A 21,141-nucleotide genomic window follows, 5' to 3' on the forward strand; every position below is an offset into this window, starting at 1 on the left:
ACGGCCCGCCATCCGGCGGGCCGTTTGCATGATTGCAGTAGCGAAACGAACTCCTTCAAGGCAGGCATGTCGCACCTCCTCTTCCGCCACATCTCATTCCTGTGCCTGATGCTTGCGCTGTGTGGCGCAGCCCGCGCGCAACCGGCGACCGGCTCGCAGGAACCGGCGTCCGCCCGCTTCGACATCTTCGAGTACGTGGTCGAGGGCAACTCGGTATTGCCGGACGAAGCGATCGAGCGTGCGGTCTATCCCTATCTGGGCGAGCGACGCAACGCCGACGACGTGAACAAGGCGGCGCAGGCGCTCGAAAAGGCCTATCAGGACGCCGGCTACCTGACGGTGGCGGTAGGCATTCCCGAACAGGCGGTGACCACCGGGGTGGTGACGCTGCAGGTGACCGAGGGCCGGGTCGAACGGCTGCGCGTGACCGGCGCCGAGTACACGCTGCCCAGTCGCGTCCGCGAGCAGACGCCGGCGCTGGCCGAGGGTGAGGTACCGAATTTCTCCGAGGTGCAGGCGGACCTCGGTCGTGTCGGCCGCAACGCCGACCTGCGTGTGACACCGCTGCTGCAGGCCGGGCGCACGCCGGGATCGGTGGTGGTCGAACTGCAGCTCGAAGACAGCTTTCCGCTGCATGGATCGATCGAACTGAGCAACAAGCGCAGCGCCGACACCGACACCGGGCGTCTCGAGGCGTCCATCCGCTACGACAACCTCTGGCAGCGCCGGCATTCGATCGGCCTGTCCTACTTCGTCGTGCCCACCGAGCGCGACCAGATCGAGGTGTGGGGCCTGAACTACGCCGTGCCGCTGGAGAACAGCTTTGTCGCCGGTTTCTTCGCGCGGTCGAATAGCAATATCCCGACCCTGTTCGACACCACCTCGCTCGGCCGCGGCGACGTGATCGGCCTGCGCTGGATACGACCTTTGCCGACGCGCACCTTCGACATCAACCACACCTTGAGCCTCGGGCTGGACTGGAAGGACAACGAACAGGACACGGTGGGCATCGCCGGCACCACGCTGACCTTGAGCCAGCCGGTGAAGTACTGGCTCATGAGTGCCCAGTACGGTCTGACCGTGCCTTATGCGTCCGGCGCGCGGCTGCGCTTCAGCGGCACGGTGAACGCCGGTGCGGCGGGCATGAACGAGCGGACCATCGACTGCAACGGCATCCGTGTCGACCAGTTCGACTGCCGTCGTCCGGGCGCCACGGCGGATTTCTTCGTCGCGCGTTTCGAGCTCGAGGCGGCGTTGCCACTCGGCGCCGGCTGGGGGCTGGGCGCACGGGCCGACATCCAGCGCAGCAACGACCTGCTCATCAACAGTGAGCAGTTCTCTGCCGGTGGCTTCGATTCGGTGCGCGGTTACCTCGAATCGGAGCGTTTGGGCGACGAGGGCGAACGTGTGCGCGCCGAACTGCTGACGCCGCAATGGCAGCCCTTCGACGGCTACGCCATGCGCGGGTTGATGTTCTACGACTGGGCGGGGCTGCGCATCCGCCAGCCCTTCGTCGGCCAGGACGGCCGCGCTGCGCTGGAAGCGACCGGACTGGGCATCCGCATGCAGGCGCCACGTGGATTCAGGCTGGATGCCGACTGGGCGCTGGCCTTGCGCGATGGTGCGGCCGGCCGCACCGAAAAGGGCGACAGCAGGCTACTGGTCCGGCTGGGCTACGAATTCTGATCGACCGGCCTGATCGGGCCACGAGGGCATGCCGGCGATCGACTGCGTCACGGTATGCCCCGGCAGTGCGGGTCACCGACATACGCACTACACACAAGCCGCCGACCATGAAGGCATGACACCTGTCCGGCGAGCAAGGAGCAAGACATGAACCGTGATCTTTACCGTCTGAAGTTCAACTGCGACACCGGCCTCTGGGTGCCGGTGGCCGAATGCATGCGCGCGCGCGGCAAGCAGGGGCGCTCCGCGCTCACCCGCACGGTGCTTGCAGCGTCGATCGCGCTGGGTCTCGCGCCGGCGGTACACGCGCAGCGCAATCTGCCGGTAGCGGCGGAACAGTTTATCGCCCAGGGCGTGGCCGCGATGGCGACCCAGGGCAACACGATGACCATCACGCAGTCGTCGTCGTCGCCGGTGCTGCTGCAGTGGAACAGCTTCGACATCGGCAAGGGCTACACCGTCCATTTCGACCAGGCGAGCAGTTCGATGCGCGCCGTGAATGTGGTCATGCCGGGTGGTCCGCGCAGCGACATCAACGGCAACCTGACGGCCAAGGGTCAGGTGTTCCTGTTCAACCAGGCCGGCATCCTGTTCGGCGAATCCGCGCGCGTCGATGTCGGCGGTCTGGTGGCGTCCTCGCTCAAGCTCAATGACAAGCTGATCGAGAGCGCGCTGAACTCGCTCGGTGCGACCGAAGCGGCCTTCTCCGCCTTTTCCGACGGCGACTATGCCGGACGGGCGACCGGTGACGTCACCGTGGCGCGTGGTGCGCGCATCATCGCCGCGAAGAATGGACGCGTACTGCTGGCCGGCCCCAACGTGAACGTCGGCACCGAAGTTACGCTGGACCCGGACATTACTGCTGAACAGAAGGCTGCACTTGGCAAGGCGCATATCGAAGCCGAAGAAGGCCAGATCGTGCTGGCCGCCGGCCAGAAGGTGTATGTCGCCGATCCGCTGGACAGCCGCCTGCGCGGCTTCCTGGTCGAGGTGGACAACGGCGGCAAGGTGACCACCGAAGCGGCCAGCGAGTTGCTGACCGAACGCGGCAACATCACGCTGGTGGCCTTGAACATCCGCCACGGCGGCGCGGCGAAAGCGACCACCTCGGTCACGCTGAACGGCACGGTGTTCCTGAAGGCGCGCGACGGGGTGACCGCACTCGGTGCGGACGACATGTTCCCGGACGCCGACGAACTGGGCGAAGGCGAAACCGTGATGGTCGGCAGCAACACCGGCCGCATCGAGCTGGCCGCCGGTTCGAAGATCGACATCGCACCGGATACCGACACGGAGAAACAGACCTTGCGCGACGACGTGCTGTTCCGTCGTTCCGAGGTGAACCTGTACGGTCGTGAAATCATCATCGAGGACGGTGCGAATGCCGCATCCGGCGCCTCGATCACCGCGCCGGGAGGCGTGCTGCGGATCACCAGCGGCTACGGTGCCAGCGGTGTCATCGGCGGCGGCGCGGCCGCCCGCACCTACATCGGCCGTCACGCGAACATCGACCTGTCCGGCGTGGACGCCTTTGCCGACGCCGACCGCGAAATCGTGCGCGTGGAACTGCGCGGCACCGAAACCGCCGGTTCGCCGCTGCTGCAGGATGAAGCGTTTGGCCGCGCGTTGTTCGGTGAGGAAATCTGGGTCGATACGCGCAAGGGCACGCAGCTGGCCGACGTGTCGGGCTATCTGGGCAGCATCGAACGCACCGTTTCGGAAAAGAGTGCCGCTGGCGGTGAACTGGTGATCAGCTCCGCCGGCTCGGTGCTCACCCACGCCGACAGCCATATCGACCTGTCGGGCGGCACGGTCACCTATCGCGCCGGCGAAGTCGGCTACAGCGTGCTCACGTCGGCGGACGGACGTTCCGTGGCGGTCGAGGACGCGCTGGCGGACCGCGTCTACACCGGCACCACTGATCGCACGCGCACCGTGGGTCAGGTGGTGGAGGGACGCGATGCCGGGTCGATCACCATCACGGCGAACGCCGCCGCACTCGACGGCCGCATCGACGCCGGTCGCACGGTCGGTGTCACGCAGCGCACCTTGCAGACCCGCTGGGTCGGCCCCGGCGTGAAGGAAACGCTGGCCGCACCGCAGGCCGGGCGCTTCTCGCTCACGCTCACACAGGCGACCGACCGCCAGTCGCTCACCTTCGTGAATGGCGCGCCGACGCGCAGCGTGAGCGCGGCGGGCGCCGTACCGGACGAACTGCTCATCCGCAGCGATCTGTTCGACAACGGCATCGGTAGCTTCACCGTCGATGGTGCCGGCGCGGTGGTGCTGCCCGAGGATGTCAAGCTGACCGTCACGCCGACTGCGCGGGTCGACGCCGATGGCAACTGGTCCGACGGCAGTCTGCTGTCCATCCGTGCGACCTCCTTCGACATCGACGGCACCATCACGGCCTATGGTGGCGACGTGGTATTCGACGCCTCGGCCAGCGATCCGAACCTGAGCGCAGCCGACCGCGCGATACGCTTCGGCAACAACGCCCGCGTTTCGGTCGCCGGACGCTGGGTGAAGGATGCGCGCGGCGCCGTCGGCAACTGGGTGGCGATGGACGCCGGCAGCGTGCGCGCCGAAACCGCGGGCAATGTGGTGCTGGCGGAGGGCGCCTCCATCGATGCGTCGGCCGGCGCCTGGCGCACTGCGGACGGCGGCGTGAAGCTGGGCGACGCCGGAAGCATTTCGCTGCTCGCCGGCGCCGCCATCAACAGCGGCTCTGGCGTGCCCGGTGCGATCGGCGCCTATTACGGCACGCTCACGCTGGACGGCAGTCTGAGCGCCTGGGGCGTGACACGCGGGCGCGAGGCCGGCGGGGCCGGCTCGCTGACGCTGCGCAGTTCGAAGGTCGTCATCGACGGCCGCGATACGGGCGTGACCGATGACGGCACGCTGCTGCTCGGTCAGGACCTGTTCACCGATTACGGCTTCGCAGATTTCTCCATCGAGGGTGGCAGCGGCGTAAGCATCGGTCGCAGCGATGGTGCGCCCATGCTGTTGCGCCCGGAAGTGCGCATGCGCCAGTTGCTGGGTCTGCCGGCGGCTGGGCAGGCTACGCTCGATGGCGTCGGTGCCACCGTTGCGGTCGGGCGCGAACGTCGCGAACAGGCCACGACCCTGAAGTTCGCCGCGCTGTCCAACTTCGACGGCCGGGTCGAGGTGTTCAAGGGAGCCACCGTCGAAACGGACGCAGGCGGCGCCGTCACGCTGACCGGCAACCGGGCGATCACGGTCGCGGGCACGCTGCGCGCACCGGGCGGCACGATCACGCTGGACCAGGAGGAGGTGGGCGCAGGCACCAACAAGGACTCGACCGAGTTCGGCGACATCTATCACGGCGCGACCGTGTTCCTGGCACCGACCGCGGTGCTCGACGTATCTGGCACCTTCCTGCGCGCACCGGATCTGCCTTACGTCGATGGCACGGTGTTCGACGGTGGCGACATCACGCTGGCGGCACGGCGCGGCTTCCTGGTCGTCCAGGAGGGCGCGCAGCTCAAGGCCGATGGCAGCAGCGCGCTGCTCTCGCAACCGGTGGGCAACGGCCGCAGTACCGTGCGGGTGGACAGTGGCGGCGGCGACATCGTGCTCAATGCGCGCGAAGGCCTTTACGTCGATCCGGTGCTGTCGGCAAAAGCCGGTGGCAGCACGGCGGTCGGCGGTGCGCTGACGGTGGAACTGGTGCAGGGGGCCAACGGCTGGCAGGACCAGGCGACGCTGCCCGGGGTCAGCAATCCGCGTACGCTCGTACTGTCGCAGGACGATGCCAGCGGAGCGGCGTCCCTGACGCCGGGCCTCGCGCCGGATGCAGCGGCGCTGGCCGGTGGCGGGCGTTTCGCGCTCGATCGCCTCGACGGTAGCGGCATCGTGGACCTGACCGTGCGCGCCACCGATCTGAACCGCCATGGTTCGATCGCCTTCGCCGAAGACATCGACGCTGCCGTGGCGGGCAATCTGGTTCTCGACGCCGCCAATCTGGTCGGTCGCAATGGCGCCGACGTGCACCTGTCGGCGTCGGTACTCGACTGGATGAATGTCGGCAGCGCACAGAAGAACCACGCGCAGGCGACGTCCGTGGCGGCGGGTGACGGCGTGCTGACGCTGTCCGCGGATCTGATCAATGTGCGCGGCAATCTCGCGGCCGACCGCTTCGCGGCGGTGAACCTGCAGGCGCGCGGCGATCTGCGCGCCAGCGCTGCGGCCGCCTACTTCAACGAAGGATCGACGCTGGCCACCAGCGGCGATCTGACGTTGACCGCGGCGCAGGTCTATCCGACCAGCGGATCGAAGTACGCCTTCGAAGTGCAGAACAATGCCACCGGCACGCTCACCGTAAAGCACTCGGGCGCCGCGGCCGGCCCGGTGTATTCGGCGCTCGGCGAGCTGACGCTGGCGGCACCGAACGTGGTGCAGGACGGTCGCGTGGTGGCGCCGCTCGGTACCGTGAACATCGTGTCCCAGACGATCACGCGCAGCAGCGGCATCATTTCGTCGGCGACGCGCAGCGAAGCGGCGGACGGCCGCGTCGAACTGGCGGCTGGCAGTGTCACCTCGGTGTCCGCCGACGGCCTTCTGCTGCCTTTTGGCCAGACCACGCTCAGTGGTGCCGAGTGGATCTATCAGACCGGCACCGGCGAGTTCCTGAACATCGACGGCACACCGCAGAAGGCGGTGGTGGTGAATGGCGCGAACGTGATCATCGCCGACGCCGAGGACGGCAAGGACAAGGCGCGCATCGACCTGTCGGGCGGTGGTGACATCCAGGGCTGGGAGTGGATTCCGGGCAGCGGTGGCAACACCGACATCCTCGGGGGTGAAGCGGCCAAGGATGCCTACGCCATCGTGCCCGCGCTGGGCACGGCCTGGGCGCCGTACGACACCGCGATGGCCGCCGATGATCCGAACGGCCTGCAGGCGGGGCAGGCGATCACGCTGCTGGCCGATGCCAACGGACTGAAGGCCGGCACCTACACGCTGCTGCCGGCGCGCTACGCGCTGCTGCCGGGCGCCTATCTGGTGCGCGTGTCGCGCGACGATCAGTCGGTGGCGGCGGGGCGCGCGGTCACGCTGAACGATGGCACCTCACGCGTGTCGGTGCGCGACGCGCGTGTGACGGCGGACGGCGTGGTCAGCGGTGGCAAGAGCCTGGTGGCGACGGTACTGACGCAGGAACAGGTGCAGCAACGCGCCGAGTACCTGCTGTCGACCAGCGGCGACGTATTCGACGACGGACGCAGCACGGGCGACGCAGGCCGCCTGTCGATACAGGTCGGCAAGTCGCTCGAACTGGCGGGCGCGCTCGATACCACGCGCGTGGCAGGCGCCCGCGGAGCGCAGCTCGATCTGACCGCGCGCGCGCTGGCGCTGTTGGGCGAGGGGGCCGAAGCGCGTGCCGGCGAGGTGGGCGTATCGGTCGCCGCGCTGAACGCGCTGAATGCGGAAAGCGTGCTGCTGGGCGGTACGCGCAGCGGCGTGGCCGACGGTACGGGCGCCACCCTGGTGCAGACCGGGGACGCCAGCGACAGCGGTCTGCCGATCTATGGTGCGGAGACCGTACGCCTGGACAACGCGAACGGGCCGGCGCTCAGCGCGCCCGACGTCGTGCTGGTGGCGCGCGATGCCGTAACGCTGGAATCCGGCAGCCAGATCGCGGCGAGCGGGACGTCGACACCGGAACTGCTGCAGGTGGCCGGCAGCGGCGCCGACGCGGATGGTGCTGCGCTGCGCGTGTCGGCATCGGGCGATGCATCGGCGCTGCTGCGCGACGCCCCGGCGGGTACGCGCGGTACGCTCACGCTGGAAAGCGGCGCACGCATCGACGGACGTGCCGTGGTGCTCGACAGTACGCTCAACACGGACAACCGGGGCGCCGATATCCGCCTGCCCGAAAGCGGCGGTGCGTTGGCGCTGACCGGCTCGCGCATCAGCGTAGGTGAGGTGCCGGCCGGCACCGGCGGTCTGGTGTTCGACATGGCGTCGCTGGCCGAACTGGGCAACCCGGATCGCCTGACCCTCAAGTCCTACGGCAGTCTCGACCTGTATGGCGAGGTCACGCTGGGCAGTGCCGACCTGTCGCTGCTGCGCATCGATACTGCGGGCATTACCGGTCACGACAACGCAGGCGGTGCGCAGCACATCGTTGCCGGCGAAATCCAGCTGGCCAATTCGGCCCCGGGTGGCGGCACGCTGACGGCTGCCGGTCAGGGCGGACAGCTCACCCTGACGGCCGACACGGTGCGCATCGACGGCGGCGGCGATTTCGCCATTGCCGGACACAATGCGGTGAACGTGGTGGCGTCCGAAGGCCTGGTGCTGGGCGGAGCGGGGCGCGTGCAGGTCGATCGCGACCTCAGCGTCAGCACGCCGCGCATTTCGGCAGCGGCCGGCGCCAACGTGGAACTGACGGCCGGCGGCGTGCTGGCCATGACCGGCACACCCGCCGCCGCGTCGGCCGGCAGCTCGGCCGTCGGCGGGCGCTTCGTCGCACGGGCCCAGTCGGTCACGCTCGATACGCTGATCGACCTGCCCTCGGGCACGGTCACGCTGGCGGCGACCGGCGCGGATGCGGCCGGTGGATCGGTAACCGTCGGTACGCACGGGCGCATCGAGGCGGTCGGTCGCGCGAAGGACTATCTCGGCAAGACGGTGGAAACTCCGGGCGGGGCGGTCACCCTGTCGTCGGCCCACGGCGACATCGTCGTCGCGCAGGGCGCGCGTATCGACGTGTCGGCGGCGAAGGATGCGCAGGCCGGTTCGGTCACACTGGCGGCGCCCGAGGGGCAGGTGCAGGTGGCGGTAGGCGCGCTGAAAGCGAAGTCTTCGTCGTCCGAACAGGGCGGTGCACTGCAACTCGATGTCGGCGCACTCGCTTCACTCGATGCGATGGTGACGGCGAGCGGCGATTTCACGCGACGCTGGGAAGCACGTGTGCGCGAAGGCGACACGCGTCTGGACGCCGACCTCAAGGCAGCGGAAATCGTGCTGTCCGCCGACGCCGGCAGTCTGGTCGTCGGTGGCACGCTGGACGCCTCGGGTAGCACGCGCGGCGGCAAGATAGAACTGAGCGCCCAGCGCGCCGCCGGTTACACGGCCAGCGACGCGAGCGGCGCCGGTGACGTGGTGCTCACGTCAAATGCCGTGCTGGACGCGCGCGCCCGCACCGCGGTGACAGTGGCTGAGGGCACGCAGGGCGAAGGCGGCAGCGTGGTGGTGACTGCAGCGGTGCGCGATGCGTCGGGGACGGCGGGCAGCGTGCGCATCGCCGACGGCGCGCGCATCGACGTCGGCGCAGCCGAAGGCAGCGTTGCGCGCGATGGTCTGGTCACGGTGCGCGCGGCGCGTGTCGGTAACGCGTCGGTCGCCATCGAAGGCAATGTGGCGCAGGCCGTCAGCGGCGCGCGCGATGCCTTCATTGAAGGCACGGCGGTGCATGAGTTCGCGGCCGGGGCAACGGTGAATCTTGCGACGGCGAATACGTCGGCGGCCGCCTTCATGAGCGACGCCAACGTTGCCGCGATGCGTGCCGCGCTGGGGCTGCCGGGCGATGGCAGCGGCAACTGGCACGTACGGCCGCACGTCGAGGTACGCGGCGCCGGTGATCTCACCATGGCGGCAACCGATCTGTCCGCATTCACGTACGCGGGCGGTACCGAAGCCGGCACGCTCACCGTGCGGGCGGCCGGTACGCTCAACATTACCGGCGCGATCAGCGATGGTTTCGGGCGCGCGCGCTCAGGATCGGTGAGCAATCTGCTCGGTGCGCTCAATTCGAGCGATCTGGCCAACACCAGCTACTTCGGACTGGGCGAGCGTGACAACGCGTGGTCGATACAGATGGCTTCCGGCGCCGATCTCGGCGGCGCGCGTGCGCTGTCGGTGCAATCGCTGGCGGCGCTCGAGGCGGCCGGCAGCGGCGATCTCGTGCTGGGCGCGTCCAGCCAGATCCGCACCGGTGTCGGCGAAATTGAAGTGACGGCGGGTCGCGATCTCGTGCTGTCCGGTGCGAACTCCGCCATCTATACCGCGGGTCTGCAGGACAATCGTGGGAGCGCGTTCGACACGTCAACGCAGCTGAACATCAACGGTTCCGGCAACCGACGTGCCGAGTACGCGCACGATGGCGGCGACGTCACCGTGGTCGCGCAGCGCAATCTGTCGGCCGTGCAGAACAACCAGACGCTCGGCGGCTGGCTGTTCCGGCAGGGCCGCATCGAGAACGACGGCACGCTGTCCGGCGGCAGTGCATCCGCGCTGCGCAATCCGACCTGGTATGCCCGTATCGACCAGTTCGGCAGTGGCATCGCCACCTTCGGTGGCGGCAACGTGAACATCCGCGCCGGTGGCGACATCGACAACCTGACCGTGGCGACTGCCAGCAACGGGCGGGTGTTCGGTGAAGCCGGCACGCGCCCCGACCTGAACAACGTGAAGGTTCAGGGCGGCGGCGACATCGTCATGGCGGCGGGCGGCAATATCGGCAGCGCCAACCTGTATGTCGACCGCGGGCAGCTCACGGCGGTGGCTGGAGGCGCTTTCGACAGCGCACGCGGTGACGGCGCCGGCTCCGTGCTTGCGCTTGGCGATGCGTCGGCAAGCCTGCAGGCGACGGGTAACGTCGACCTCGAAACCATCACCTCGGCGACGCTGGTGCAGCAACTGGCGGCCGCGCGTACGTCCAACCGCGAAACCTATTTCGTGAGCTATGGCGCCGACAATGCGGTGGCCGTGACCAGCTTCGGCGGCTCGGTCACGCTGGACAACACCGTGCGGCCGTGGGGCACACAGAACATACTGTTGGGAACGGCGGTGCTGCCGGCCTCACTCAGCCTTGTTGCCATGGGTGGTGACGTGAATCTGGGTGGCAACACCGTGCTGGCACCGTCCACCCGCAATGACGTGCTGCTCGCCGCGGCCGGCAATCTGAACCTGCGTCAGGTCGATGGCGGCAGCGGCGTGCAGATCAAGATCGCCGACAGCGACCCGGCGCGCGTGCCTTCGGCGCTGGAACCCGCACCCAACGACAACGACGTGGACTACGCTGCGCTGGTGAACTTTTCGCTGGTGAGCGGCCGAGCAGCCCATGATGAAGCACTGAACACCGCGCGCGAGGTCGTTCCGGTCAGGCTGGTGGCAGAAAGCGGCGATATCGTCGTGCCCTTCAATGCGGCCGACCTGAAGCTTGCGCTGTATTCGCCGCAACCGGTGCTCGCCGAGGCGGGCGGCGACATCCGCAACCTGTCGCTGCGCAGCCAGCATTTCGGCAGCGACGACGTGACGCGCCTGCGCGCCGGCGGCGACATCACTTTCGATGCCATCGTCGACAGCAGCGGCCAGCCGATCAATGGCGTGCGCGAAGGCATACAGGTGGGCGGTCAGGGCAAGGTGGAGGTGCTGGCCGGCGGCAGCATCGATCTGGCGAATTCGATAGGCATCGTCAGCCGCGGCAATTACGACAATCCGGCACTGGCCGAGCGCGGCGCATCGATCTCGGTGGCGGCGGGTGGGACGACGCTGGACGGCGCAGCGCTGATCGCGTTGCTCGATGCGGTGGCGGATGGCCGTGCCGGCAATGTGTTCGATGCATCGATACTGGAACTGGCGGGCAGCCAGGATCTCGACGCCGTGCTGGCGCAGGATGCCAACAGCGCCATCCGCACGCTGCGCGCCGAAGAGCGCGCGCGACTGCGTGCCGTGCTGGACGACATGGACCAGGCCATCGTGACCTGGATGCGGACCCGGCCGGGCTCGGACGGCCGCAGCGATGCGGCGTTGCGGGCGGACTTCGATCTTCTGCCGACGGCCACTCGTGACGGCTTCTTTGCCGCGCATCGCCCGCAGATCGAACGGGCTTTGAACGCCGGCCTGCGCTATGCCGGCCAGCTGGGCGATCTGCTCGGGTCGGGCGAAGACGGCTATGCCGCGGGCTACGCGCTGATCGACGGGGCCTTCGGCACTCCGGGCGAGGGCGACATCAATGTGTTCTACAGCCAGGTGAAGTCGGAACAGGGTGGGGACGTGACGCTCTATGCACCGGGTGGTTCGATCACCGTCGGCGTGGCGGGCGCGGGCGCCAGTTCGCAGTCGCCGTCACGCCAAGGCCTGTTCGCCATCGGTACCGGAGAGATCAATGCCCTCGCCGGCGAGGACTTCCAGCTCGGTCCGTCGCGCGTGTTCACGCTGGGCGGCGGCGACATCCAGATCTGGGCGTCACGGGGCGACATCGATGCCGGCAAGGGGTCGAACACCGCATCCGCCACGCCGCCGCCGCAGGTGGTGATCCGTGGCGATCAGGTGGTGCTGGATCTGAGCGCGTCGGTATCGGGGTCGGGCATCGGCACGCTCAAGCGTTCGGACGACGTGCCGGATGCCGACATCCGGCTGTTCGCACCAGCCGGCGCCGTCATCGCGGCAGACGCGGGCATCCGCTCGTCGGGCGACGTGCGCATCGGTGCGGCACGCGTGGTCGGCGACAACATTCGCGCCGGTGGTTCGGTCGGCGGATCGGCGACGGTCGTTGCGGCCGCACCGGCAGCGCCGAGCGCGCCGCCGCCGACCGAGGCGAACAAGGCCGTGGATGCCGGGCAGACGGCGACCGCAGCCGGCGAACAGGGCGAGCGCGAGCGCAACTCCATACTTACCGTGGAACTGGTGGGGCTGGGCGACACAACGACCGCGGCAGGATGCCCGGAGGACGACGATGAATGCCGTCGCGGCGGCGATCGACTCTGAGCGGGACCGACGACCGAAGGGCGAGCAGTACGGCGGGTGATGCTATCCGGCTTCGCCCTCGCGCAGCCGCCCCAGCGGCGCCAGGTCGTAGCCGCCCAATCGCGCCGCGAGGTCGCGGCTGTCGTCGCTGGCCAGTTCGGCCAGCAACTGTTGCAGCAGGGCGCGGAAGTAGAGGGTGCGCGGCATCACGAGGTCGAGCGCTTCGCTGCCCAGCGGCAGGAAGTGAAGGTTGAACTCGCCGGCCGCGGCGCGGGTGCCCGGCGCGCAGTCGCCGGCGCCGCTGGCGACCATGAAGGCGGCTTCGCGTTCGGTGGCGGCGACCTGTATCGCCTCCGGCGCGGTGATGCCGGCGGCGGCGCAGGCCTGGGCGAAGAAATGCTGCGAGCCGGCGCCTTCGCCGCGCTGAATGAGCCGCGGGCGGCGCTCGAACAGTTCGCGCAGGCCGCCGACGGCGGGGAGCGTGCGCGACAGCATGACGCCCTGTTCGCGCAGTGCCAGCTGCACCATCACCCAGTTCGAGCTGCCGGTGTATTCGCGCAGCAGCAGCGCGTGCCGGCGCGTCGCGTGGTGCGCCTCGCCCCAGTGGATGGGGCAGGCATTGGCGCGCCGCTGGGCCAGCAGCGCCAGGCCTTTGCGCGTGCCGCAGGGGCTGTAGGCGATCAGCGTGCCGTCGTCGGCGCGCTGCGCCAGCCGGGCGATGCTGTGTGCCAGCCAGGGGTCGTCGCTGCCGGCGATCAGCAGGCGATCGGCCAGCACGCCGCCGTGCGTCGATTCGAGCAGCCAGTCGTCGAGCAGCTTGCGCGGGAACAGCCACTTGCCGGTCACCTTGGTGGCCGGAATGCCGCTGTCCTGGATCATCGCGTACAGCGTCTTCTCGTTCAGGTGCAGGTAGGCAGCCGCTTCGCGCGCCGTCAGGTAGGGCGAGGGCGTCGTGTCGTCGCCGTCGGCGCTCACGTTCAGATCAGGCCTTCGAACGGGATGACACCCACCGGGTCGCCGACCGCGACGTTGCCGACGTGGTCGTCGAGCACGATGATGCAGTTGGCGTCGCACATCGAGCGCAGGATGCCCGAACCCTGGGCGCCGGTGACCGTGGCATGCCAGCGGCCGTCGCGCAGTTCGAGGACGCCGCGCTGGTACTCGGTGCGGCCCGGCTGTTTCTTCATTGCGCTGCCGCTGATCGCGTCGAAGCGGATCGGCGCCGGCACCGGCGACGCACCCATCAGCGTCAGCAGCGCCTCGCGTGCGAAGAAGTAGAAGGTGATCATCGTCGCGACCGGATTGCCCGGCAGGCCGAACAGCAAGGTGTCGCGCCCACCCTTGGTGAGCCGGCCGAAGGCCATCGGCCGGCCCGGCTTCATCGCGATCTTCCAGAAGGTGACTTCGCCCAGACTGGCGAGGATTTCGCGAACGAAGTCCGCTTCGCCCACCGACACGCCGCCGCTGGTGATGATGGCGTCCACCTCGCCGACCGCCGATTCGAGCGCGGCCGAAAGCGCTTCGCGCGTGTCGCGCGCGACGCCGAGATCCACCACCTCGCAGCCCAGCCGCGTCAGCATGGCGGTCAGCGTGTAGCGGTTGCTGTCGTAGATGCCGCCTTCGCGCGGCGCCTCGCCGATGGACATCACCTCGTCGCCGGTCGATAGCACGCCGACGCGCACGCGGCGCACCACCGTCAGTTCCGGCACGCCGAGCGAGGCGGCGAGACCGATGTCGGACGGACGCAGCAGGCGGCCGGCGCGCAGCGCGGCTTCTCCTGCCTTCAGGTCTTCGCCGGCGCGGCGACGGTTCTGACCGGCCTTCTGGCCGGGCGGGATGGTGACGGTGTCGCCATCCACCTTCGCCGTCTCCTGAATGGCGACGGTGTCAGCGCCGCGCGGCATGACGGCACCGGTCATGATGCGCACCGCCTGCCCCGGGCCGACCTCACCGTCCCAGGCGTGGCCGGCGTAGGCGGTGCCGACCACGGTCAGCCGCGTCTCGGCATCGGTCGACAGGTCGGCGTGGCGCACGGCGTAGCCGTCCATCGCCGAATTGTCGTGCGGCGGCACGCTGACCGGCGAAATCACGTCGGTGGCGAGCACGCGGCCGAGCGCGTCGCGCACCGGCACGCGCTGGGTGCCGGTGACTCGCGCGCAGGCGGCGAGGATGTGGGCGCGGGCGTCCGCGACCGGAGTGAAGCGATCAGTCATGAGGCGTCGGGCCGCGCAGCGAGCGTGGCCAGTTCATTGAGCGTGTTGATGTTGGCGAAGGCGTCGGCGTCGTCGTCGAAGGGCACCTCGACCACCTTGAGCGCCGAGTACCAGAGGTCGACCTTGCGACCACCGCTTTCGAGGAATTGTGTCAGACCGGGCAGCACGTGCGCGCGCACCAGGCTGAATACCGGATGCGGCTGGTCGCCGGTGATGGCCACCGCGAGGTCCGCGCCTTCGCGCTCCAGCGCCGCGCGCAGTCGCGCGACGAGGTCGAGTGGCAGGAAGGGCGAATCGCAGGGGCTGGTCACCAGCAGCGGCGTCGTGCAGGCGCTCAGGCCCGCGTGCAGCCCGGCCAGCGGACCGGCGAAGCCGCCGATCGCGTCCGCCACGACCGGGTGACCGAAGGCGGCGTAGCGTTCGATGTTCTGGTTGGCGTTGATGATGAGTGCATCGACCTGCGGCGCCAGGCGGCGGATCACGTGCGCCACCATGGGTTCGTCGCGGAAGTCCTGCAGGCCCTTGTCCACGCCGCCCATGCGGCGGCCGAGGCCGCCGGCCAGCACCAGTCCGGTGATCGCCTCGCTCATGCACCTTCTCCATCGCGCACGAAGCGCTGCATGCCGGTCAGCAGCAGGTAGTGCTTGCCCTGCGAGCGACCGATCATCGTGATGCCCACCTGTTGCGCGATGTCGTAACCCATCTGCGTGAGCCCCGAGCGCGACACCAGGAAGGGGATGCCCATCTGTGCGGCCTTGATCACCATTTCCGAGGTGAGGCGGCCGGTGGTGTAGAAAATCTTGTCGCCGCCCTCGACGCCATCCAGCCACATGTGGCCGGCGATGGCGTCCACCGCGTTGTGGCGGCCGACGTCCTCGACGAAGTACAGCAACTCGTCGCCGCGGAACAGCGCGCAGCCATGTACGGCGCCCGCCTGCTTGTAGATGGTTTCGTGCTTGCGCACCACGTCGAGCATCGCGTACAGCGTCGTTTCGGTCAGGCGCGCATCTTCAGGCAGGCGGATGCGTTCGATGTCGTCCATCAGGTCGCCGAACACCGTGCCCTGGCCGCAGCCGGTGGTGACGGTCTTGGTCGCCATGCGCGCGTCGAGGTCGGCTACGCCGGCGCGCGTGGTGACCGCGGCGGCGTTCACGTCCCAGTCCACCTGCACCGACAGGATGTCGTCGATCGCCGACAGCAGACGCTGGTTGCGCAGATAGCCGATCACCAGCGCTTCCGGCGCGCCGCCCAGCGTCATCAGCGTCACCAGTTCGCGCTTGTCGAGATAGACGGTCAGCGGGTGCTCGCCGGCAATCGCGGTCGGCACCGTTTCGCCACGTTCGTTGATGGCGGGAATCTCTATCGTGGCGGGTCGTGCGGCGTCGGTCAGTTCGGGTCTGTGCACACTATCCACCGATGTAGGACATCTCGATTTTTCTTGCGGCGGCGGTCTCCGCGGTGCGGATTTCGGAGTAACGGTCGCCGCGCTGCTGCCAGATGGCGCCGATGGCCGACAGCATTTCTTCGTCGCTGCGGCCTTCGCGCAGCAACGCGCGCAGGTCGTGCCCTTCGGTCGCGAAAAGACAGGTGAATATCTTGCCCTCGGTCGACAGCCGGGCGCGCGTGCAGGAGGAGCAGAAAGCCTGGGTCACCGACGAGATGACGCCCACTTCGCCGCTGCCGTCGGTGTAGCGCCAGCGCTGCGCGACTTCGCCCGGGTAGTTCGGATCTACCGGCTCCAGCGGCATTTCGGCATGGATGCGCGCGATGACGTCGGCACTGGGCAGCACTTCGTCCATCTTCCAGCCGTTGCTCGAGCCCACGTCCATGAACTCGATGAAGCGCACGATGTGGCTGCTGCCCTTGAAGTGGCGTGCCATCGGTACGATGGCGTGGTCGTTGGTGCCGCGCTTGACCACCATGTTCACCTTGACCGGCGCCAGCCCGACGGCATGCGCGGCCTCTATGCCTTCGAGCACGCGCGCGACCGGAAAGTCGACGTCGTTCATCATGCGGAAGGTGGCGTCGTCGATCGCATCCAGGCTGACGGTGACGCGGGTGAGGCCGGCGTCGCGCAGCGCGCGTGCCTTCTGTTTCAGCAGCGCGCCATTGGTGGTCAGCGTCAGTTCGACCGGCAGCTTCGCCAGTCGCTCGATCAGCTTCTCGACGTCCTTGCGCAGCAGCGGCTCGCCGCCGGTGATGCGCAACTTGTTGACGCCGTGCGCGACAAACAGACGTGCGATGCGCTCGATCTCTTCGAAGCTCAACAGATCGCTGCGCGCCAGATAGGGGTAGTCCTTGTCGAACACCTCTTTCGGCATGCAGTAGATGCAGCGGAAGTTGCAGCGGTCGGTGACCGAGATGCGCAGGTCGCGCACGGCGCGGCCACGCGTGTCGAGCAGCGTGCCGGTCGCCGGGATCGGCGTCTCCGGCACCCGTGCCGTTGCGCGTCCGGCGGTGCGGATGTCCAGCAGATGTATGATCTTTTCGCTCATGGGCGGTGCGGCGTGAGCCGTTTCCTTGCTCCGGCTCCGTTTGACAGAAAGGCAGAGGAAGATTTCGTGGAAACCAGCCCCGTCACCCTCAGGTTGGCCGTGATTATGGAGCGCAGGGTACTGCACAACAAGTGGACAGACCATGCCTGGGAAGCGCGAGCGCTTTTGCCCGAAGGTCCGGAAAGCCCTGATGCGCCAAGGGTTTTTGCGCAGACCGATGAAGCGACCCAGTGGCTGTTCCCACCGCTGGAGCTGACGCTCTACACCGACGAGGCCGACAACTACCTGCTCAACGTGACCGCCGCCGAGCCGCGCATCTTCGTCATGTGGCGACCGGACGACGAGGCCGATCCGCCGGTGCGACCGATGCAGATCAGTGCCAGCTACGGCGAGGCCGCGCGCTGGATGGATTCGGGCGAGAAGGTCGATGGTCTGACCATGCCGGCCGACATGCGCGACTGGGTCGAGCACTTCGCACGCCGTTTCCAGAAGCCCCCTGAGCCGCGCAAGCCGAAGCGCTTCGCGAAGACAGGCGACGGCAACACGCACTACGGCGGCGTGCGCGCAGGCGCCAATGGAGATGAACGTGAACGATGATCCGGTCAAGGGTTTCCTCGGCCGCTGGTCGCGGCTGAAACGCGAGGCGGCAGCGGCCGAGACGCCGCCGGTCGAGGCGCCGGTTGCCCCGGTGGCGCAGCAGGTGCCGGATGCCGCACAGGCAGAGCCTGACACCGTTGCGCCGGACGAACCGCCGCCGCTCGAATCGCTGGGCTTCGATTCCGATTACCGCGCCTTCCTCGGCCAGAAGGTGGACGAGGGCCTGAAGCGCGCGGCGCTGAAGAAGCTGTTCCACACGCCTCACTTCAACACGATGGACGGGCTGGATGTCTATATCGAAGACTTCAACCTGTACGAGGCGCTGCCGGCGTCCATGGTGTCGCAGCTCGCGCACGCGAAGGAAACGTTGAACCCGACGCTGCCTGACAACTGGCTCACTTCGGTGCCGGACGAGGCGCCGCCCGCCGTGCCGGAGCTGACCGAGGCCTCCCCGGAACAGGCGGCCGCGCCTGCGCTTGACAGTCCGGCGGACGAAAACGAGGGCGTCGCGACGGAGCCGGACGAAATCGAGCGCTTGCCGAGCGAGTTGCCCGTGTCGTCCGACAACGCCGAAAGTAATTCCAGGTCGGAATAGTCCGTTCTGTTCTCAGGTGATCTGGCACGAAGGCTGCAAAAGCCTTGCTGGAGGAGCCTGACTACATGAACAACGCCCACAAGGCGATCCAGCTGTGCAGCTGCAATGGCACGGTGGAGATCGACATCAGAAGACTGGGTGACGCGCTGGCGCTGGACGCCACCGATCTACCGGTCCTTGAGCCCGCCCGGCAGCTGTGCGGCCGCGATGCCGCCGCCTTCGCCACCGCACTCGGCGGGGCGGCCGACGCCATCGTCGGCTGCACGCAGGAAGCTGCGCTGCTGCGCGAGGTGGCCGACGAGGCCGGCGCGACGGCGGGTCTCACCTTCATCAATCTGCGCGACATCGGCGGACGCAGCCCGCGCGGCAGCGACTCGACGCCGTCAGTCGCCGCACAACTGGCGATGGCGCGCATGGCCGAGCCCGCGCCGGTGCCGGCCGTCAGCTACGCGTCGTCCGGTCAGCTGCTCATCATCGGGCCGGCCGGCGCAGCGCTCGGCTGGGCGCAGGAGGCGCAGCGGCAATACGGCGACCGCCTTGCACTCAGTGTACTGATCACCGGCCACGACGGCAGCGAGCTGCCGGTACGCCGCGACTGGCCGGTCATGACCGGCCGCGACGTGACGGTGAGCGGCTGGCTCGGCGCATTCGACGTGAGCTGGGCGCGCGCCAACGCGATCGACCTCGACGCCTGCGTGCGCTGCAATGCCTGCATCGACGCCTGTCCGGAGGGCGCCATCGGCTACGACTATCAGGTCGATGCCGCCCGTTGTACTGGCCATCGCGCCTGCGTCAAAGCCTGTGCCGACATCGGCGCCATCGATTTCGCCGCCGTCGGTACCGTGCGCAGCGAGCGCTACGATCTGGTGCTCGATCTGTCCGAACCGGCGCTGATCCGCATTCCGCATCCGCCGCAGGGCTACGCCGCACCGGGCCGCGATCCGCTCGAACAGTCGCTGGCGCTGCAGAAGCTTGCCGGCATGGTGGGCGAATTCGAAAAGCCGAAGTTCTTCAATTACAAGCAGTCGGTCTGCGCGCACAGCCGCAACAGCAAGCAGGGCTGTAACCGCTGCATCGACGCCTGTTCGACCTCGGCCATCCGCGCCAACGGCGACGGCGTGTTCGTCGAGCCGCACCTGTGCATGGGTTGCGGCGCCTGTGCGACAGTTTGTCCCACCGGGGCGATGCGCTACGCCTACCCATCGGCGTCCGATGTTGCGCTGCGTATCAAGACGGCGCTGCAGGCCTGGCGCGCCGCTGGCGGCCGCGCACCGCGCGTCGTGTTCCACAACGAAACGCAGGGTGAGGACATGCTGGCGCTGGCCGGCCGCCGTCGCGGACTGCCCGCTGACCTGCTGCCGGTGGCCGTGCATGACGTCGCCGCGGTCGGGCTGGAACTGATGCTCGCGACGCTGTGCTACGGCGCTGCACAATGCGTCATTCTGTCGCACGACGACCAGCCGGATGCCTACCGCGAGGCGACGGCGGGGCAGATCGCGCTCGGTCGCACCCTCCTGTCCGCGCTCGGCTACCCGTCCGCTGCGCTGGCGGCCGTGGTGGCCGATGACGCGGCGACGCTGATCCACGCCCTCGGCGCGGCGGAGGCGCCGGCCTGGTCCTGTCCGCCGGCCAGCTTCGCGCTGCCGGTCGAGAAGCGCGGCGCGCTCGAGTTCTGCATCGATCACCTGGCCCGCCACGCGGCGCAGAAGGTCGAGTCCATCGCGCTGCCAGCCGGCGCGCCCTTCGGCGCGGTGAACATCGACAAGGCGGCCTGCACCCTATGCATGAGCTGCGTCGGCGCCTGTCCGGCCTCTGCGCTGATGGATGGCGGCGAGCGGCCGGCACTGCGTTTCCTCGAACGCAACTGCGTGCAATGCGGCCTGTGCGTGAACACCTGCCCGGAGAACGCACTGTCGCTCGAACCGCGTCTGCTGATCGGCGATGCGGTGCGACGCGAGCGCGTGCTGAACGAGACCGAACCTTTCCACTGCATCAGCTGCGGTACGCCCTTCGGCACCAGGCAGATGATCGATGCGATGACCGGCAAGCTGTCGGCGCACTCGATGTTTGCTGGTGGCGACGCGTTGCGCCGATTGCAGATGTGCGCCGACTGTCGCGTCATCGACATGATGAAGGCGAATGGCGGCGAAACCACGGTGTTCGACACATGAACGCACCCACTCCGCAAACGCTCGCTTTCGTGCGCGACCCGGTCAGCGACGAGGACACGGCACGCGCCAATCACTACGCGCTGCTGTCGCGGCTGCTGCACGCCGCACCCGATGCCGCTCTGCTCGGCATGCTCGCCGCCTCCGGCGACTGGCAGATCGACGACGACGCGCCGTCGGCCGAGGCGGTGCTGATGGCGCAGGCCTGGAACGGACTGTGTGCGGCGTCGGCGGCGATGGACCCGGCTGCCGCGCTGGACGAGTTCGACGCGCTGTTCGGCGGCGTCGGCCGGCCGGAAATCGTCGTGTTCGGCTCTTTCTACCTTGCCGGCTTCGTCAACGAGAAACCGCTGGTGAAGCTGCGCGACGACCTGGCGGCGCTGGGCCTGGCGCGCACGCAGGGGGAGTCGCTGCCCGAGGACCACATTGCCGCGGTGTGCGACGTGATGCGTCTGCTGCTGACCGACGCCACGCGCAGCGCTGCCGAGCGCGCACGCGCGCAGGACCGCTTCTTCGCCACCCACATCCAGCCCTGGTACGGCGCGCTGTGCGACGCGCTCGATGCCGCAGCGGGGGCCAATTTCTACCGCCGTGTTTCGCAGTACGCGCGCAGCTTTCTCGACGTCGAGGCGGCGGCGCTGACCATAGATCCATGAAGTGACCTACAACTG

General features: G+C 68.5%; 11 protein-coding genes. 6 read left to right on the plus strand and 5 right to left on the minus strand.

The window, feature by feature from the left end; translation table 11 throughout:
- The first annotated feature begins 66 nt into the window (after positions 1-66).
- Together METFAM1_RS0118860 and METFAM1_RS0118865 are read left to right on the plus strand one after the other, a co-directional pair.
- A complete protein-coding gene (locus METFAM1_RS0118860) occupies positions 67-1,686 on the plus strand; it encodes a ShlB/FhaC/HecB family hemolysin secretion/activation protein (protein WP_019917094.1) in 1,620 nt (539 codons plus the stop codon).
- Positions 1,687-1,833: 147 nt separating this feature from the next.
- Positions 1,834-12,423, plus strand: a complete 10,590-nt coding sequence (locus METFAM1_RS0118865; RefSeq protein ID WP_024300848.1) for a filamentous hemagglutinin family protein — start codon at positions 1,834-1,836, stop codon at positions 12,421-12,423.
- 42 nt (positions 12,424-12,465) lie between these two features.
- Here METFAM1_RS0118865 and METFAM1_RS0118870 read toward each other — a convergent pair whose 3' ends face one another.
- From METFAM1_RS0118870 to moaA, 5 genes are read right to left on the minus strand one after another with little or no spacing between them, the layout of a single operon-like run.
- Entirely contained in the window at positions 12,466-13,377 is a 912-nt protein-coding gene (locus METFAM1_RS0118870) for a substrate-binding domain-containing protein (RefSeq protein WP_019917095.1), read from the minus strand.
- Between the two features lie 2 nt (positions 13,378-13,379).
- The gene (gene moeA / locus METFAM1_RS0118875; RefSeq protein WP_019917096.1) at positions 13,380-14,615 is read right to left on the minus strand and encodes a molybdopterin molybdotransferase MoeA; all 1,236 of its coding nucleotides are present in this window, start codon (positions 14,613-14,615) and stop codon (positions 13,380-13,382) included.
- Positions 14,612-15,205 carry a molybdenum cofactor guanylyltransferase MobA gene (gene mobA, locus METFAM1_RS0118880; protein WP_019917097.1) on the minus strand — a complete coding sequence of 198 codons (594 nt, stop codon included), beginning with the start codon at positions 15,203-15,205 and terminating at the stop codon, positions 14,612-14,614. The genes moeA and mobA overlap by 4 nt, the downstream gene beginning before the upstream one ends.
- A complete protein-coding gene (locus METFAM1_RS0118885) occupies positions 15,202-16,020 on the minus strand; it encodes a formate dehydrogenase accessory sulfurtransferase FdhD (RefSeq protein WP_019917098.1) in 819 nt (272 codons plus the stop codon). Before METFAM1_RS0118885 ends, mobA begins: the two co-directional genes overlap by 4 nt.
- Position 16,021: 1 nt before the next feature.
- A complete protein-coding gene (gene moaA / locus METFAM1_RS0118890) occupies positions 16,022-17,110 on the minus strand; it encodes a GTP 3',8-cyclase MoaA (RefSeq protein WP_019917099.1) in 1,089 nt (362 codons plus the stop codon).
- A gap of 12 nt (positions 17,111-17,122) precedes the next feature.
- Between moaA and METFAM1_RS20290 the strand changes: the two genes are divergently transcribed.
- From METFAM1_RS20290 to METFAM1_RS0118910, 4 genes are all read left to right on the plus strand, one after another.
- Complete coding sequence (locus METFAM1_RS20290; protein ID WP_232419823.1) at positions 17,123-17,707, plus strand: DUF3305 domain-containing protein; 585 nt, start codon at positions 17,123-17,125, stop codon at positions 17,705-17,707.
- Positions 17,691-18,302 (plus strand): DUF3306 domain-containing protein, encoded by a 612-nt coding sequence (locus METFAM1_RS0118900; RefSeq protein ID WP_020647607.1) that lies wholly within the window; start codon positions 17,691-17,693, stop codon positions 18,300-18,302. Before METFAM1_RS20290 ends, METFAM1_RS0118900 begins: the two co-directional genes overlap by 17 nt.
- A 65-nt stretch (positions 18,303-18,367) precedes the next feature.
- Complete coding sequence (locus METFAM1_RS0118905; protein ID WP_019917116.1) at positions 18,368-20,473, plus strand: 4Fe-4S binding protein; 2,106 nt, start codon at positions 18,368-18,370, stop codon at positions 20,471-20,473.
- Positions 20,470-21,126, plus strand: a complete 657-nt coding sequence (locus tag METFAM1_RS0118910; protein WP_019917117.1) for a TorD/DmsD family molecular chaperone — start codon at positions 20,470-20,472, stop codon at positions 21,124-21,126. The genes METFAM1_RS0118905 and METFAM1_RS0118910 overlap by 4 nt, the downstream gene beginning before the upstream one ends.
- The last annotated feature ends 15 nt before the right edge of the window (positions 21,127-21,141 follow it).

It is taken from the genome of Methyloversatilis discipulorum (assembly GCF_000527135.1).
Lineage (GTDB): Bacteria > Pseudomonadota > Gammaproteobacteria > Burkholderiales > Rhodocyclaceae > Methyloversatilis > Methyloversatilis discipulorum.

Bases quoted from the DNA above. Each gene is read 5' to 3' on its own strand.
- METFAM1_RS0118860 (WP_019917094.1), top strand. From the start codon at position 67: ATGTCGCACCTCCTCTTCCGCCACATCTCATTCCTGTGCCTGATGCTT.
- METFAM1_RS0118865 (WP_024300848.1), top strand. From the start codon at position 1,834: ATGAACCGTGATCTTTACCGTCTGAAGTTCAACTGCGACACCGGCCTC.
- moeA (WP_019917096.1), bottom strand. From the start codon at position 14,615: ATGACTGATCGCTTCACTCCGGTCGCGGACGCCCGCGCCCACATCCTC.
- mobA (WP_019917097.1), bottom strand. From the start codon at position 15,205: ATGAGCGAGGCGATCACCGGACTGGTGCTGGCCGGCGGCCTCGGCCGC.
- moaA (WP_019917099.1), bottom strand. From the start codon at position 17,110: ATGAGCGAAAAGATCATACATCTGCTGGACATCCGCACCGCCGGACGC.
- METFAM1_RS0118900 (WP_020647607.1), top strand. From the start codon at position 17,691: ATGAACGTGAACGATGATCCGGTCAAGGGTTTCCTCGGCCGCTGGTCG.
- METFAM1_RS0118905 (WP_019917116.1), top strand. From the start codon at position 18,368: ATGAACAACGCCCACAAGGCGATCCAGCTGTGCAGCTGCAATGGCACG.
- METFAM1_RS0118910 (WP_019917117.1), top strand. From the start codon at position 20,470: ATGAACGCACCCACTCCGCAAACGCTCGCTTTCGTGCGCGACCCGGTC.